Below are 16219 nucleotides of genomic sequence, written 5' to 3'. Positions count from 1 at the left end.
CACAAACCCTCGCCATCCACGCCACCGGGCGCGGGAAATCATGAACTTCTCGACATAGCCCCCTAAACTGGAAGGACGATTTGTTGCAAGGAGTGCTGCCATGTCGCGTCTGCTCAGCCTGATGATCTGCTGCTGTCTTGGCACAGCCATGCCCGCCTCGGCGTTCACCTATTACTCCGAGCAGAACATGCCGTTCAACGGCCAGGATGAGCAGGGCAACAGCACCGGCCTGGCGGTGGAGTTGCTGAGGCTGATGTGGCAGGAGATGGGCGAGCCGGAGCAGCCCATCCACTTCATGCCCTGGGCCAAGGCCTGGTACCTGCTGACCCAGCAGCCGGATGCGGTGCTGTTCACCACAGCCCACACCCAGGCGCGGGATCCGCACTTTCTCTGGGTCTGCCCCATCAGCCACTCGCGGGTCTCGCTGGTAGGGCGCAAGCGGGATGCCCCCAAGGTGACCGGCAAGGCCGATCTGACCAAGCTGCAGATCGGAGTCATGCAGGCGGATGTGGGGGAGCAGCTGCTGCTCAACCGGGGCATCAGCCCCGCCAACCTGATGTCGGTGGAGCGCATGGATCAGGTGGTGCGCCAGCTCATCATGGCCCGCACCGATCTGGTGGCCGGCAACGAAGTCATGCTGTTCCACCAGGCAAGGCAGCTCGGCTTTTCATCCGATACCTTCGTCACCGTCGCCACCCTGGCAGATCAGGACAACTGCTTCGCCTTCAACCCGGCGGCGGACAAACAGCAGGTCGCCCGCCTGCAGCAGGCGCTCGACAAGGTCAGACAGGGGGAGGCCTTCAAGCGGCTCATCGCCCGCTATCAGGATGTGGTGCAGTCACCGCCGGCTGATCACCTGCCCACGATCGAATAAACCCAAGATGCAAACAGGCCACCCGAAGGTGGCCTGTTTCATGGTGCGATCCGCTCACTGGAAGTGGTGGTCGTGATCGGACTTCTTGGTCTGGGCACTTTCGCTGTGCTCGATGGCAGTACGGATGAGGTCCACCCCGGCACGGATGATCAAGACCCCCATGTTGACCAGCTTGACGCAGACCCACATGAAGGTGATGAGCAGGATCAGCTTGAGCACGGTCTGGAACGCTTCCAGGAAGTTCTGCTCCAGCTGGCCGGTCAGGCCGCTGGCGCTGGTCATCAGCCAGGTGTAAACCTCGCGCACGAAGGGGATGCGGCTCGGCATCTCCAGCACGTCCAGCGCGGCAGGCAGGGCCTGGAAGATGACGATGCTGCCGAACAGGATCAGGATGACGCCGATGGCGATACCCAGAAAAAAGCCAAACTGTTTCATGGAAGGTCCCAAGGTTTGCTGCATGAAAATAACATAGCTGCCAATACTAGGGACTGCCTCTCCCCACGGCAATCCTTGCGCAGCCGGCCGGCCCCTCGTCCAGCAGCTCCAAGTTGCGAAGCCAGACCGGAAACCATTGCCCAACTATCTGATTTCTGTGACGCTTGTGCCCATTCTCCCTCACTCGTCAGGCTGTCATGTCGCGCTACTGTTTTTTGCTGTTCTGTCTCCTGCTGGCGGGATTGCCCGCCCTGGCCGCGCCAAGCGCCGCCGTCTGCGTGGTCAAACATCAACAACAGCTGTTGCTGGTGCAGGACAGGGTCTCCTCCCGCTACAGCCTGACCGGCGGCTACATAGACGCGGGCGAAACGCCACAACAGGCGGCGCTGCGGGAGCTGTATGAAGAGACCGGCCTGCGGGGCCGGATCATCGCCGAGCTGGGGTCATGGCAGCGCGCCCTGCTGTTTGCCTGCCAGACCCTGGAACCCATTCGCGCACAAACCGATTCCGGCTTTGTCTCCCTGTTGCGGGCCCCCAATCTGGGCGGCGAGATCCTCAATGCCAGGCTGATCGCTCCGGCCCGGTTGCCGGATGATCAGCGCCGCTTTCCGGCGCAGCTCGACTGGCTGGCCCCCCAACTGGCCGCCATTCCCGACAGCCCTGTGCTGTGGCTGCCCGATTTTCGTGGCGAGGGCAATGCACTGCACCAAATGGAAGTGCCGCTGATCCACCAGCTGCAAACCTGGCTCGGTACCCAGGTGCGCTGGCTCGAAGTCAGCAACCTGTTCGGTTCAGCCGCCTTTCAGCTTGCCCTGCTACCCTTGCTGCTGCCCTGGCTGGGCTGGCTCCGGGTGCGCCAACTGCTGCTGGCCATGCTGACCCTCACCCTGCTGGTGCAGCTGGCCAAGGAGGGGATTGGCTGGCCCAGACCCTTCCACCTCGATCCCACGCTGGCACAAGGCAGCGCCCAGGGCTTCGGCATGCCGAGCGGTCACGCCGCCTCGGCACTGCTGTTCTGGGGCGTGCTGCTCAGAGGGTGCTGGCCCGCCAACCCCTGGTGCAGCATCGCCCTGGCCTTGCTGCTGGCCACCCTGACCGGGCTGGCCCGGGTCTGGCTCGGGGTTCACTTCCTGTCGGATGTGGCGGCCGGCCTGCTGCTTGGCGCCCTGCTGCTGGCTCTGCATCCCCGCCTCGCCAACCTGGCGGCCAAGTCGTGGAGCTGGACCGGGCTCACCTTCGCCTGCGCGCTGGCAGCCGGGTGGAGCCAATCCTCGGCGCTAGCGGGCCTGGCCACCTTCAGCCTGGGGCTGACCCTCGGCATGCTGTTGCCGCTGCCGCGCACGACGCAGACCGGCTGGCGTACCCCGCTGCTGGCGCTGCTCGGCGGCCTGCCGCTGGGGGTGCTCTGGTGGGCGCTGCAGCTCTGGCTGACCAGCTCCTGGCTTATCCTGCTCGGCCAGTGGCTGCTTTATTGTTGCCTGGGGCTCTGGTTGAGCGCCGGCCTCTGGTGGATACTCTCACTCGTGAATAATGACCCGCTACCCAAGGGCCCAGGCCCTGACAAGGGATTGCTATGAATATGAAAAAAGTGGATTTGGCCAAGATAACCCTGGGAGTGCTGTTTCTCAGCCTCCTCATCGTCTCCTGCTTCATGGTGCTGCGCCCCTTCCTGCCCGCCCTGGTGTGGGCCACCATGATCACCATCGCCACCTGGCCGCTGATGCTGATGGTGCAGCGCCTGCTGTGGGGCAAGCGCGCCCTGGCGGCCCTCAGCATGACCCTGGTACTGCTGCTGATGTTCGTCATCCCGCTGTTCATGGCGCTGGCCAACGTGGCGGAGAAGGCGCCCATGCTGATTGAGCTCGGCACCACCATCAGCCACTCCCCGCCTCCCGAGCTGCTCTGGTTGCAGCAGGTGCCGCTGGTAGGCGGCAAGCTCTATGACTTCTGGCAGCAAATTCTGGCGAGCGGTGGCCAGGTGCTGTTCGCCAAGCTGGCCCCCTATTTTGGCCAGACCGCCCGCTGGCTCGCCTCCCAGGCGGGCAACCTGGGGCTGCTGTTCGTCCACTTCCTGCTGACCGTCGGCATCTGTGGCCTGCTCTACCACTCCGGTGAAGTGGTGGCGACCGGCATTCGCCGCTTCGCCCACCGGCTGGCCGGCGAGCGCGGCGACAACGCCACCGTGCTCGCTTCACAGGCGATCCGCGCCGTGGCCATGGGGGTCGTGGTGACCGCCCTGGTGCAATCCTCGGTGGCGGGACTGGGTCTGCTGATTGCCGGCATCCCCTACACCATGATCCTGGTGGTGGTGATGTTCCTGCTGATCGTCGCCCAGATCGGCCCCTTCCCGGTGCTGCTGGCCTGTGTCGGCTACCTCTACTGGAGCGGTGATACCACCTGGGGCACCTTCCTGCTGGTCTGGTCGCTGCTGGCGGGCACCATGGACAACTTCCTGCGCCCCTTCCTGATCAAGCGCGGTGCCGACCTGCCGCTCATCCTCATTCTGGTGGGGGTTATCGGCGGCTTGCTGGCGATGGGGATCATCGGCCTTTTTATCGGCCCGGTGGTGCTGGCGGTGGGCTACACCCTGCTGGATGCCTGGATCAAGGAGGATGACCAACCGGCGGCCGCTGCGGTGGAACCGCCCAAGGCCCAATAACGATTCAGTCAAAAGACGATTCAGCCACCATCGCTGATGCCAAGAGCCGCCCATCGGGCGGCTCTTTTGTTTATTGCCGTCCCATGCAGCTTCGCTAATCGAATCTATGGGCTACACGTGCCAAACCCCACTTAAACACGCTGTTTACTTGATGTCCAAGGTAAAGAATACAGTTCATCATAAGAGCTTTCATGCACAACTTGAATCCCCACACTATTTAGGAATAGTGTTTGCCCGACTGGTAGAGAAATTTGGTCTGCATGGACAAAAAATGCCTTCTTTCTTCGTTCAGGGAATTTACTAAAGTATTTAGCGCGTTCAATTAGCAACCATCTTAAAAATACTTCTGTGGTATCAAGACCTAGACCTATAAATATCAAATCATTGTTAAATATTATATGTAGCCAACTTTTATACCCAGACCACTCATTTACATTCTTGCCAGAGAACAGCGTTGATTCATTATTTTTATGAATTAACCGTCTAGCTCTCTCGACCGAGCCCATGTAATGAGATAAACCAAGCCGTATACTCCTACGATATCGCTGCATACCATTAATATGCCAAATAGCAAATTCAGTGGCAGGATCAATAACCTCATGATCGGAGAAGTAACTTCCCCATGGATAGAAGTCAGTGAAAGTTATTGAATCAAAATGTCTGATCTCCTGAGTAATGCTGGAGGAAAGAGTCTCCTCAAAATTTGTGGTTAATATTGGTATTCCATTGCTTTGAGCCCATGAGGAAATTGCCAAGTGATGACTTTTAGATTCCCAGCCACTCATTAACTCACAGAATTCATATTGCAAATTAATTTCGTTAGATCTCTTTGTTAAATCAAGAGCGTCATAAAATTCGGTAAGAGAAATGCCTGTAGGTGTAGACAGCTGTGATTCAGAATTACTGTGCTTTCTCCAAAGCTCTAACAGCATCTTATCCCAAGAGTTATTTTTATCAGCCTTAGAGCTGTTGTACCTATTAATACCGTTGCCAATTATGAGTGATGGATTTAATGTTTTATCACTCAATATATCTATCAGTTTCAATTTCATCTCCTATCAAATGACACCAAGTTAAATCACATGTGCCAGCGTGTCTTTGATTGAATGGTTTATTTGGTTGTTATTAGTAATTCTTTATATGTCTAGCTAGGGAACCTGCCATTTCAATATATTCCCTTACATCATTCTCATTTAAGTTAAGTTCTTCTGCATGAGCGGACTTATTTCTTAATTGACGAAGCTTCTTATACAATGCAAGTTGCTTATCATCTAAAACCTTACACTGATGAAGATAGTCACCTAGTTTAGGATCTTTTCTAAATACATCGCTAGGAGGCTGATTCCAGAACGAGCTGGCAGTTTCAACTGCTGCAGCTTCAAGTTCAATCCATGCTTCAATAATGGCAGCCCGTGTTGAATAAGGAACTAGGTCTAGCGCTTTTGAAGTTGGGGGTATCTCCAATTGGTGCTTTATGCCCTTTACGGGAAGTACATCGCTCACCTCTGACTTTAATACTTGTATTTCTTGAGAAAACTCAAGTTCTAACTCCTTAAATTTAAGTTTCTTCATCAATGGAGCAAGTTCGAGAATTGGTTTTCGTAATAGAAGTACAATAGCGATAACTGCGCTTGGCCAAGAGACCGCTTTGATTACCTCTGATGTAAATGTAAAGCCATCCATAATAGCCTATATTCCACTTTGCAATTTAACACTGATGGAATTGAAGGGGTAATAATCCGTTAGAAGATCCATCTATATAACTCCGATTTGTCCTGATTACCGCGAAAATACATTTTTAAATAACAAGATTACCGGCAGGAATCTGGTGTTGAACACATTCGTCATACATTCTCTTTTGGCTCTACTTTAGCCTCGGAGCAAAATACACTTCTAGTGCGGTAATAGAAAGCGTCACACAGCTTCGACGTTGTGAACAGGTCAGGAGTGTGATCGGGGCAACGTCTTATACAGTGTTGCTGGACAAGAGGTAGGCTGCGGTTCAGGGGGGAGATAAATAACCCAGGGCGTGGCAACGCTCCGGGTTATCAGTGGGTAAGGGAAGGTCAGGCTGGCTGGTGCAGGGTGATGCAGTGAATGCCGCCGCCACCGGCGGCCACCGGATCGATATTGATCTGCACGATTTCGCGACCCGGGTAGAGGCGGGTCAGCAGCTCGTGGCAGTAGCTGTCGGCCGCCTTGTCGCCAAACTCGGGGGCGATGACGGCGCCATTGATCGGCAGATAGTTGATGTAGCCGGCGGCAAAATCCCGGCTGCGGCTGAAGCGGTTGTCCCGCCCGTCCAGCGGTGGCGGCAGCACATGCAGCTCCAGCTTGTTGCCGTCCGCATCGGTGACCTGCTTGAGGATGGTCAGGTGCCGGCGGGTCACCTCGTAGTCGTGGGACTGGGGGTCGTTGTCCAGATTGACCACCACCACCCCGGGGCGCACGAAGCGGGCGTAGAAGTCGACGTGGGCATCTGTGATGTCCTTGCCCTTGATGCCGGGCAGCCAGATGATTTTGCGCAGCCCCAGATTGGCCTTCAGCTCCGCCTCCAGTTGCACCTTGCTCACCCCCGGATTGCGGTTGCTGTTGAGCCAGCAGCTCTCGGTCAGGATGGCGGTGTCGTTGCCATCCACCTCGATGCCGCCCCCCTCGCCGGTCAGCTTGCTCTGCAGATAACGGACCTTGGCCTGCTGGCTGATCAGCTCGGCCACACCCGCATCCTGTTCGTGCTCCTGCTTGTCACCCCAGCCGTTGAAGTTGAAATCCACCAGCCCCAGCTGCTCCTCCTCGTTCTGAACGAAGACGCCGCCGGTATCCCGCAGCCAGATGTCGTCCAGCTCGGCGACGACAAAGCGGGTGTTCTGCTCGCCGCAGAGCTGACGGGCCAGCGCCTGTTCGGCTTCGCGGCAGAGCACATTCACCTGGGTATAGGGCACCATGGCCTGCACCAGCCTGCCTATGGTGGCCTGCACCGCCGGATAGTCGCTGCCCCAGATGGCCTCGCTGGCGGCAAACGCCACCCAGACCCGGGTCTGAAACGTCGACTCTTCCGGCATGTAGAAGCGGGTGTCTGCCGGGCTGGCGACGGCTGCGGCAGCCTGGGCCCTTGGCAACGTACCCAGCCCGACCAAGGCGCCGAGGGCGGCCAGCTGTTTCAGAACATGGCGACGGGATGACATGAGATGACTCCTGTGAAAACGGGCTCGAACCTGAGCGTCCTGGCCCAACAAAAGGGGGATCAAAAACAAGCGCTGTTAATCGAATCACGCTGAGTAATAGACTATCTGCTGCATGGATGGCGAACAAACGATCGATTTTCGGTAAAAGTGATAAGTGGAGCTAATCAATGGTGTTCAAGCAGTGGCCCCCGCTCAACGTGCTGCGGGGCTTTGAGGCGGCGGCCAGACTCGGCAGTTTTCATCAGGCGGCGCAGGCGCTGCACCTGACCCAGTCCGCCATCAGCCAGCAGATCCGCTCGCTGGAGGAGCTGCTCGGCCAGCCGCTGTTTCACCGGCAGGGGCGCTCGGTCACCCTCACCGATGCGGGGCAGGATCTGCTGGAGACCACCCAGAGCGTGCTGCTGCAGCTGGCGATGGGGATCCAGCGGTTGGAGCAGTACCGCAAACCGAACCAGCTGGTGCTCAACACCAGCACCGCCCTCGCCCGCCACTGGCTGCTGCCGCGGCTGGGGGCCTTTCATCGCGCCCATCCCGAGGTCGATCTCTGGCTGTTCACCAGTGACGAAGAGCCCGACATGGCCGAGCAGACCATCGATCTCGCCCTGCGCTGGGAGCTGGCCCCCCAGGCCGAGTGCCGCCACCTGCTGCTGGCAGACCGCCTGCTGCCGGTGGCGGCCCCCGCCGTGCTGGCGCTACCTGCGGCAGAGCGCACCACCCTGCACGGGGAGCGGGAGCTGGACTGGCACCACTGGACCCTCAAGGGCGGAGAGGATCTGCAGTTGCAGACCCGGGGGCTCAACTTCTCCGATCCCGGCCTCTTGCTGGAAGCTGCCTGCCAGGGGCTCGGCATAGCCCTGGTGAGCGAGCGGCTCTCCCATCCCGCTCGCCAGCAGGGGCAACTGTTGCCGCTCTCCACCCACAGGGTCAAGGGGCCGCAGTGGCATCTGCTGGTGCATCAGGAGAGCGAGACCATGCCGGAGTGCCGCGCCTTCTGTCGCTGGCTTGAGTTGCAGTTTGCCGACCCGGCTCCCGCCGAGGATGGTTTGCCATCCCTCTGAGGCAGGTCACTGAATCGGGCCGGCAAGGGTGGTTAAATGGGCGTTCGTCTCTTTGCCGGATCTTGTCGTGACCATCCTGTCCGCCTCCATGCCGCCAGCCCAGGCCTGGCCTGACTATCTGCAAGCCTCCTGGCTGCGCTGCGCCCACCAGACCAGCCCGACCCTCTGGCACCCACCCCACAGCGCCAAGGGGCAAACCCTGCAGAGCCTGCGCCAGCGCAAGCGCGACTTGCTCACCACCGGCGAGATGGCGCTCGAGGATCTCTACGAATTCATGGAGGGGCGCCCCTGCGCCCTGCTGCTCACCGACGAGAGCGGCTGCCTGCTGGCGCGCACCGGCCACCCCGACACCCTGGCGGAGCTGGAAGTGCTCGGCTTCGGCCTCGGCGCCTTTTTCAGCGAGGGGCGCATCGGCACCAATGCCATCAACCTGGCCGCGCTGGAGGGAATGCCGCTCTGCGTCAGCGGTACCCAGCACTTCAACCAGACCCTGCACCCCTGGCACTGCTGTGCCAGCCCGGTCTACAACAGCAACGGCCGTCAGGTCGCCATCATGGCGCTGACCTGCAAGGTGGAAGAGGCGAACGCCGGCGATCTGGCGCTAACCGTCAGCGCCGGGCGCGAGCTGGCCCACCTGCTGCAGATGGAGACCCTGATGCAGGAGTCCCAGCACCACCTGAGCGAGCTCTACGCCCTGCTGGACGGCATGGATGACGGCGTGCTGGCCTGGGACCCGCAGGGTCGGCTTCGCTACCTCAACGCCCTGGCGGCCAGGCGGCTGCGGCTCGACCCGGATCTCTGCCTCGGCCAGCCGCTGGAGCAGCACCTGCTGCTGCCCCAGCGGCTGCAGCTCGCCATCAAGGGGCAGACCACCCTGAGCCATGTGGAGGTAACGCTGGAGCGGGTGGGCGGGCAGGAGGCTGAGTTCATCAGTGCGCTGGTGAGCCTCAAGCCGCTGCCCGGACCGGACGGCGTCAGCTTTATCGTGCTGCTGCACCCGGTCGATCGGCTGCGAGCCATCCATCAGCTACGGCAGACGGTACCCGAGCTGTCGGCGCTGGTGGGCGAGTCGAGCGCCATGCGCAAGCTGCTGCGTTACGCCCGGCAGGCGGCCCAAAGCCCGGGCCCCATCCTGCTGCGCGGCGAGGAGGAGGTGGGCAAGGCCCAGTTGGCGGAGGCGATCCACTTTGGCAGCGAGCAGGCCGCCGGCCCGCTCGTCACCCTCAACTGCCAGGCACTGCCGAGCGAGCGGATGGCGCTGGAACTGATGGGCTCCGACGAAGCGGGACAGGAGCGGGCCGGCAAGTTCGAACTGGCCCACGGCGGCACCCTGGTGCTGGAGCAGGTAGAGTGCCTCTCTGCCCCCATGCAGGCGGCGCTGCTGCAACTGCTCAAGACCGGCCGCCTCCAGCGCTTCGACTCGGCCCGCATCCTGCCGCTCAAGGTAAGGATCATCACTACCAGCAGCGCCGCGCTGGAGCAGAAGGTGCAGGAGGGGCACTTCGGGCGGCAGCTGCTCTATGCGTTGCAGGCGTGCGAACTGTGGCTGCCGAGCCTGCGCGAGCGCACTGCGGATCTGCCCGGCCTCATCAGCCAGCAGCTGGGGGCACAGGGACGCGAGCCGGGGCGCCAGTTCAGCCCGGCGGCCCTCGACTGCCTGCTTGCCTACCGCTGGCCCGGCAACCTGGGGGAGCTGCGCAGCGCCATCGAGCATGCCCTGCTTCACTCCAGCCAATCGCAGATCCCGCCCGAGGCACTGCCGGCCGCCATTCGTCACGGCCATCAACTGGTGGCGGACGAGGTGGTGGGACAACCACTGCTCACCTTGGCCGAGCTGGAGCGGCAAGCCATCCTGCGCTGCGCCCACGCCTGCAAGGGGCAGGTGAGCCAGATGGCCCAGCAACTGGGGATCGGCCGTACCACCCTCTGGCGACGGCTGAAACTGCTCGAGATCGACCCCGCCGACTATCACGGCTGACGCCGGCCCGAGCTGTCGCCAACAGGCCCGCTGAAAACGAAAAGGCCCCGCAGATGCGGGGCCGTCTTTATATGGCAGGGTCAGCGGTGGCGCTGTTACAGCCCCAGCTGGTGGGCGGTGACGATGGCCGCCAGTACGTCCTCGGCGGTAACCTTGAACGGCATGTTGTGGATGGTCTCCCCTTCCGCAGTGGAGGCCTTGGCCACGTCCATCAGGCGCGCCATGTCCAGCTCCTTGACCCCCATCATATGCAGGTTGGTGGGCAGGCCAATCGAGCGGCAGAAACCCAATACGGTTTCGATCTCCGCCATCGGCGCGTTCTCCAGCACCAGCTGCACCAGGGTACCGAACGCCACTTTCTCACCGTGATAGAGGTGGTGACACTCGGCCAGCTGGGTCAGGCCGTTGTGAACGGCGTGGGCGGCGGCCAGACCGCTGCTCTCAAAGCCGATACCGCTCAGATAGGTATTGGCCTCGATGATGTTCTCCACCGCCTTGGTGCAGAGCCCCTGCTCCACCGCCAGCTTGGCCTTGTAGCCATCGGCCAGCAGGGTCTTGTAGCAGAGTTCGGCGATGGCCTGCGCCGCCAGGGTGGAGGCACCACCGGCCATGGTCTGGCAACCGGACACCTTGTTGGCGCGCGCCTCGAAGTAGGTGGAGAGCGCATCCCCCATGCCGGAGACCAACAGCCGCACCGGGGCACGGGCGACCACGCCGGTATCCATGATGACCATGTTGGGGTTGGTCGGGATCATCAGGTATTCACTGAACTGCCCCTCCGGGGTGTAGATGACCGCCAATGCGCTGGTGGGGGCATCGGTGGAGGCGATGGTCGGCACTATGACCACCGGTACCTGCTGGTAGAAGGCGACCGACTTGGCGGTATCCAGCGTCTTGCCGCCGCCGATGCCGATGATGACGTCAAACGGGGTCTGCTTGCAGCGAGCCAGCAGGCGGTCGATCTCGGGGCGGGAGCACTCGCCGTTGAAGCAGTCGAACTCGGGCTGGATGCCTGCCCCGTGGAAGCTGGTGGCCACAGTATCGCCAACCAGCTTGGTGACGAAGGCGTCGGCCAGGATCAGCGGCTTGGCGCCGAGCGCCTTGACGTAGTTGCCGATGTTGGCGAGGGCCCCGTTGCCTTGCACGTATTTGCTGGGGCTGATGATGATGCGGTCCATATTTTATCCCTCTCTCTAGTTCATAAGACATCTTTTGAAACTAACAGGGGCGAAGGGGCGGCAGTGCCGGGGACTCCTTCGTCTTGAATGGGGCTGCACCGGCTCAGCGAGCGAGTGCAGCGCCTTGAAACAGTGGCGTCAGTCGCCGAAGCGCTCCGCAGCCAGCTGCTGGAAGCAGGCCAAGGCGGCCTCGGCATCCTCGCCGCGCGCCAGCAGGGTGAGCTGGTCACCCTGGCGCACGTTGAGCATGGTGAGCCGGGTCAGGCTGCGGGGGTTGGCCTCTTTATCCTCCTTTTGCAGCCTGAGTTCGGCGGCAAAAGGCTTGAGTACCGCCACCAGACGAGCGGCAGGGCGCACGTGCAGGCCGTGGGGATTGTCCACCACCACCTCGCAGCGCAGCCAACCGTCGTCGGGGACAGGAGCGGCCTCGACATCCTGCGGCTCCGCCTTGCCCGGCAGCATCGCCTGCTTCGGGCCCAGCGCACCGAGCGCCTCGGCGGCGACCTCGTCCAGCGTCAGGCCGGATCCGGCTGCCACCACGGCGGCCAGGGTGCCCTCGACCAGCGGGGCCGGGCAGAGCCGTACCCGAGCACTCAGCTCCGGGGGCAACAGCTCGAGGGCGGTCTCGGCACTGAGCAGGGCGCTGCCCAAGTCCATCAGCACCAGCACGCCGCTGCCGTCATCCGCTTCTTCAATCGCACTCATCACGGCGATGGCGTCGGTGCCGATGGGATGGTCGGGGTCATCGACCCCGGCCGCCAGCAACAGTTTCGCCGGGCTGCCCAGCTGGTCGGCCAGCGCTTTCAAGCCGGCTGCCAGTATGGCGCTGTGAGAGACCACTACGATTCCGATCATGTCACAACCTCGCTCTGTCGCGCAGGGCGGTCAGCAGCAGCAGGGTCGAGGTGGCCCCGGCATCCTGATGGCCGATGCTGCGCTCGCCAAGATAGCTGGCGCGCCCCTTGCGGGCCTGCATCTGGATGGTGGCCTCGGTGCCGGCGGCAGCGGCCGCGACCGCCTTGTCCAGCGCCTCGGGCAGCGGCAAGCCTTGCTGCTCCGCCTGCTGCAGGGCGCCCAGGGCCGGCCACCAGGCATCGCACATGGTCTTGTCACCCGGCTCGGCGCGGCCGCGCGAGACGATCCCCTCCACCCCGTCGGCCAGCATCCTGCCGAGCTGGCCGAGGGTCAGGCTCTGGCAGGCATCGCTGCTGGCCGCGGCCCGGATGAAGAAGGTGCCGTAGAGCGGGCCGCTGGCACCGCCGACCGAGGAGAGCAGGGTCATGCCGGTGGTTTTCAGTACCTGGCCGATATCCTTGTCCGCCACTGCCGGCAGCTTCTCGGCCACCTTGGTAAAGCCGCGCTGCATGTTGAGGCCGTGGTCGCCGTCGCCGATATCGGTATCCAGCGCCGTGAGGTAGTCACGCTGCTCGGTGAAGATATGCTCGCAGTCGAGCAGCCAGTTGACGATCTGATGTTTGCTTAGCATGGGAATGAGGGCTCCTTAGCAGCCGCGGCGCAAGGCCGGGGTGTGAACGGGGGCATCCCACAGGGTCATCAGCTCGTCATCCACCTTGAGCAGGGTGATGGAGATGCCGGTCATATCGAGGGAGGTGCAGTAGGGGCCGATCAGGTTGTGCACCAGATGGATGCCCGCCTCTTCGCACAGGGTGGCGAGTCGACCATAGACGCCGTAGAGCTCGGAGATGGGAGTACCGCCCAGGCTGTTGACCAGTGCGATGACGCGATCGCCCTTGTTGAACGGCTCGATGAAGGTGTGCTCCTCCTGCCAGCTGCCGGAGGCTCTGTCCCAATGACGCAGGGTACGGCCATAGGGAGTGTTGTCCGCCAGTTCATTGAACATGTCACCCACCAGGGTGTCGAGATTGGTGAAGGGACGACGCGCTATGCCCGGCTCGCCATGGATGCCGACGCCGAACTCCATCTCGTTGTCCGCCAGGGTGAAGGAGGGCTTGCCGGCGGCCGGTACGGTACAGGCGTGGGTAGCGACGCCTATGGTGCGACTCTGGTTGTTGATACGGCGGGCCAGCGCCTCGCAGCGCGCCAGATCGTAGCCCGCCTCGGCGGCGGCACCTACCAGCTTCTCGCACAGCACGGTCGTGGCGACACCACGACGGCCGGCGGTATAGAGGCTGTCTTTGACCGCCACATCGTCATCGATCAGGGCAAAACCCACCTTGACCCCGTCACCGTGCAGCAGCTCGACCGCGGTCTCGAAGTTGAGCACATCCCCGGTGTAGTTCTTCACCAGAAACAGCACCCCGGCACCGCCGTCGACCGCCTGGCCGCACTCATACATCTGATCCGGGGTCGGCGAGGTAAAGATCTCGCCGGGGCAGGCACCATCCAGCATCCCCTTGCCCACCAGACCGCCGTGCATCGGCTCATGGCCGCTGCCGCCACCGGAGACCAGTGCCACCTTGCCCATCACGGGGGAGTCGGCACGGGTGATGTAGTGTGGCTCGATACGGACCTTGAGCTCGGGGTGGGCGGCTGCCATCCCCATCAGTTGTTCACGGACCACGGCATCGACGGCATTGATCAGTTTCTTCATGGCTCACTCCTTGGCTTGCCACCACACGGGTAGGCAGATGGTTGATGGAGCCAGTCTAGCGACAGAAATCAGGATAAAAATAACCGGAAGTTTGGTTCGGATCTGAAACAGCAGAAGGGTGGTCGGCGTTTCAATCTGAAACAGTGCGGAGCCAATATGAGGAAAACTGTTAGCCGTCTCACAGCCAACAAAAAGGGCCCCCGCAGGAGCCCTTCACGTCAACCGGGAGCCTTAGATGGCCCAACCACCGGCATAGAAGATCACCAGCGCCACGGCGATGATCACTGTGCCGATATTGAGCTTCTTCCACTCGGCGGCAAACAGGCGACCGACGACCAGCGCCACGAAGCCCAGCATGATGCCGGTAACGATGTTGCAGGTGAGCACGATAAAGACGGCGCACAGCATGCCGGAGAGCGCATCGACCGAGTCGTTGAAATCCAGTTTGGTGACGTTGCCCAGCATCAGCAGACCGACGTACATCAGCGCCGGCGCGGTGGCGTAGGCCGGTACCAGATAGCTCAGCGGCGAGAGGAAGATCATCAGCAGGAACAGCACGCCGACCAGGGCAGCGGTCAGACCGGTCTTGCCACCGGCGGCGGTGCCTGCGGCAGATTCGATGTAGACGGCAGCCGGTGCACCACCGACGGCGCCCGCTACCATGCTGCTGACGGAGTCGGCAGTCAGTGCCTTGCCGCCGCTGATGATGTGGCCGCGCTCGTTGATGAGGCCCGCCTGACCGGCCACGGCACGGATGGTGCCGGTCGCATCAAACACGGCGGTCATCACCAGTGCCAAGACGGTCGGGATCACCACCGGATTGAGGGCACCCAGCAGATCCATGCTGCCTACCAGTGAGCCTTTCTCACCGGTCAGGCTCGGCATGGCGAAAAAGCCCTGCCAGGTCACTTTCGGGTCGAAGACAAGGCCGAGGATGGAGATGGCGATGATCACCATCAGGATGCCGCCCGGCACCTTGCGGCGCTCCAGACCGAAGATGGCGGCCAGACCCAGCACCGTCATGATGACCGGGAAGGCGGTCACTTCACCCAGTTGCACCGGCAGACCGGCGCCTTCGTTCTTGATCACCATGCCGACGCCGTTGGTGGCGATCAGCAGCAGGAACAGACCGATGCCGATGCCGGTGCCGTGGGCGATGCCGGAGGGCAGGTTGTCCAGGATCCACTGGCGCACGCCGGTGACGCTGATCAGGGTGAACAGAACCCCCATCAGGAAGATGGCGCCCAGCGCCACCGGGATGCTCAGCCCCTGCCCCAGCACCAGGCTGAAGGCGGTAAAGGCGGTGAGGGAGATGGCACAACCGATGGCCATCGGCAGCTTGGCCCACAGGCCCATCAGCAGAGAGCCGAAGGCGGCGATCAAGCAGGTGGCGACAAACACCGGTCCCTGTTCAAAACCGGCAGCACCCAGCATGTTCGGCACCACTATGATGCTGTAAACCATGGCCAAAAAGGTGGTCAACCCGGCCAGCAACTCCTGGCGCACGCTGCTGCCGCGCGCAGAAATGGAAAAATAAGAGTCCAAAAAGCCGCCGTTCCCTGATTGGGCGGCCATATCTTGCTTTGCCATAACTTGTCCTGAAAGTGTGAAGGAAATCGTTTGCTTTCGTGGCGCGCAAAATAGCAAGAATTTGTCGGAATTGCAGCGAATTCCCTGACTTTTTCATCAAAATGGTCGTAATCGTTCTCGTTCGGACACGGATTTGCTTGCCTGCCTGTCACGGATCTCACCTTTACCCATCAGGCTCGCTCCTATACTGCAGAGAACCACTTGCACTGTCAGACGAGAGATACCCATGCACACGCGCAATCTGCTGAACGATATTCCCTCGCCACTGCCTACCGAACTCTTTCAGGATCTGGTCAGCACCAACCATCTGCGGATCGAACGCATCCTCTCCCACGGTCATCACACCGTCCCGGGAGAGTGGTACGATCAGGATGAGCATGAGTGGATCCTGGTGGTACAGGGGGAAGCCAGCCTGCTGTTCATCGACCCGCAGACTCAGCAACAGCAGCTGGTACAACTGGGCCCGGGCGACCACATCAATATTCCCGCCCGCCAGAAACACAGGGTGGAATGGACCCACCCCGACATGACCACCATCTGGCTCTGCGTGTTTTACTGAGTCTCTAGAGGGAGAAAAGGCAATTCGGGGGAAATGATGGCTGTGTCGGAAACGAAAAAAAGCCCAGTCGTTAGACTGGGCTTCTTAAGTAGTGGCGGAGCGGACGGGACTCGAACCCGCGACCCCCGGCG

15 protein-coding genes are annotated in these 16219 nt (G+C 61.4%); 6 read left to right on the top strand and 9 right to left on the bottom strand.

Going from position 1 to position 16219, the window contains the following annotated elements; translation table 11 throughout:
* The first annotated feature begins 100 nt into the window (after window positions 1-100).
* Complete coding sequence (locus tag PG900_RS21020; RefSeq protein ID WP_270832181.1) at window positions 101-874, top strand: substrate-binding periplasmic protein; 774 nt, start codon at window positions 101-103, stop codon at window positions 872-874.
* Window positions 875-928: 54 nt separating this feature from the next.
* Here PG900_RS21020 and PG900_RS21015 read toward each other — a convergent pair whose 3' ends face one another.
* Window positions 929-1309 (bottom strand): hypothetical protein, encoded by a 381-nt coding sequence (locus tag PG900_RS21015; RefSeq protein WP_024946339.1) that lies wholly within the window; start codon window positions 1307-1309, stop codon window positions 929-931.
* 197 nt (window positions 1310-1506) lie between these two features.
* Between PG900_RS21015 and PG900_RS21010 the strand changes: the two genes are divergently transcribed.
* On the top strand, window positions 1507-2886 hold the full coding sequence (locus tag PG900_RS21010) for a bifunctional NUDIX hydrolase/phosphatase PAP2 family protein (RefSeq protein ID WP_270832179.1): 1380 nt from the start codon (window positions 1507-1509) through the stop codon (window positions 2884-2886).
* Window positions 2883-3968, top strand: coding sequence for an AI-2E family transporter YdiK (gene ydiK / locus PG900_RS21005; RefSeq protein ID WP_044801002.1), 1086 nt, complete (start codon window positions 2883-2885; stop codon window positions 3966-3968). Before PG900_RS21010 ends, ydiK begins: the two co-directional genes overlap by 4 nt.
* Before the next feature lie 131 nt (window positions 3969-4099).
* Here the strand turns inward: ydiK and PG900_RS21000 are convergent, their stop codons facing one another.
* From PG900_RS21000 to PG900_RS20990, 3 genes are all read right to left on the bottom strand, one after another.
* Window positions 4100-5014: a hypothetical protein gene (locus PG900_RS21000; RefSeq protein ID WP_270832177.1), complete on the bottom strand. Its 915-nt coding sequence runs from the start codon at window positions 5012-5014 to the stop codon at window positions 4100-4102.
* 79 nt (window positions 5015-5093) lie between these two features.
* Entirely contained in the window at window positions 5094-5651 is a 558-nt protein-coding gene (locus PG900_RS20995; RefSeq protein ID WP_187269278.1) for a hypothetical protein, read from the bottom strand.
* A 383-nt stretch (window positions 5652-6034) separates the two neighbouring features.
* Window positions 6035-7153 (bottom strand): agmatine deiminase family protein, encoded by a 1119-nt coding sequence (locus PG900_RS20990; RefSeq protein ID WP_270832176.1) that lies wholly within the window; start codon window positions 7151-7153, stop codon window positions 6035-6037.
* A gap of 167 nt (window positions 7154-7320) precedes the next feature.
* Between PG900_RS20990 and PG900_RS20985 the strand changes: the two genes are divergently transcribed.
* Window positions 7321-8211: a LysR family transcriptional regulator gene (locus PG900_RS20985; RefSeq protein WP_270832173.1), complete on the top strand. Its 891-nt coding sequence runs from the start codon at window positions 7321-7323 to the stop codon at window positions 8209-8211.
* Between the two features lie 67 nt (window positions 8212-8278).
* Window positions 8279-10189, top strand: a complete 1911-nt coding sequence (gene dhaR / locus PG900_RS20980; protein WP_270832172.1) for a dihydroxyacetone kinase operon transcriptional regulator DhaR — start codon at window positions 8279-8281, stop codon at window positions 10187-10189.
* Window positions 10190-10284: 95 nt separating this feature from the next.
* On the opposite strand, the gene PG900_RS20975 is transcribed toward dhaR, so the two are convergent.
* The 5 genes from PG900_RS20975 to PG900_RS20955 all read right to left on the bottom strand — a co-directional run bounded on the left by PG900_RS20975 (window position 10285) and on the right by PG900_RS20955 (window position 15529).
* Window positions 10285-11367, bottom strand: a complete 1083-nt coding sequence (locus PG900_RS20975) for a glycerol dehydrogenase (protein ID WP_024946333.1) — start codon at window positions 11365-11367, stop codon at window positions 10285-10287.
* A 138-nt stretch (window positions 11368-11505) separates the two neighbouring features.
* Complete coding sequence (gene dhaM / locus PG900_RS20970; protein WP_270832171.1) at window positions 11506-12222, bottom strand: dihydroxyacetone kinase phosphoryl donor subunit DhaM; 717 nt, start codon at window positions 12220-12222, stop codon at window positions 11506-11508.
* 1 nt (window position 12223) lies between these two features.
* Window positions 12224-12853, bottom strand: a complete 630-nt coding sequence (gene dhaL / locus PG900_RS20965; protein WP_017410767.1) for a dihydroxyacetone kinase subunit DhaL — start codon at window positions 12851-12853, stop codon at window positions 12224-12226.
* 15 nt (window positions 12854-12868) lie between these two features.
* Complete coding sequence (gene dhaK / locus PG900_RS20960) at window positions 12869-13939, bottom strand: dihydroxyacetone kinase subunit DhaK (protein ID WP_270832169.1); 1071 nt, start codon at window positions 13937-13939, stop codon at window positions 12869-12871.
* A 231-nt stretch (window positions 13940-14170) separates the two neighbouring features.
* Window positions 14171-15529: an NCS2 family permease gene (locus PG900_RS20955; protein WP_016352259.1), complete on the bottom strand. Its 1359-nt coding sequence runs from the start codon at window positions 15527-15529 to the stop codon at window positions 14171-14173.
* A 226-nt stretch (window positions 15530-15755) separates the two neighbouring features.
* Between PG900_RS20955 and PG900_RS20950 the strand changes: the two genes are divergently transcribed.
* Window positions 15756-16088 carry a cupin domain-containing protein gene (locus tag PG900_RS20950; RefSeq protein ID WP_270803190.1) on the top strand — a complete coding sequence of 111 codons (333 nt, stop codon included), beginning with the start codon at window positions 15756-15758 and terminating at the stop codon, window positions 16086-16088.
* Window positions 16089-16219 lie beyond the last annotated feature (131 nt).

It is taken from the genome of Aeromonas sp. QDB03, from assembly GCF_027707985.1.
GTDB lineage: Bacteria > Pseudomonadota > Gammaproteobacteria > Enterobacterales > Aeromonadaceae > Aeromonas > Aeromonas hydrophila.
Note: the sequence above shows the minus strand (reverse complement) of the source record. Positions and strands in the feature narration are given on the sequence as shown.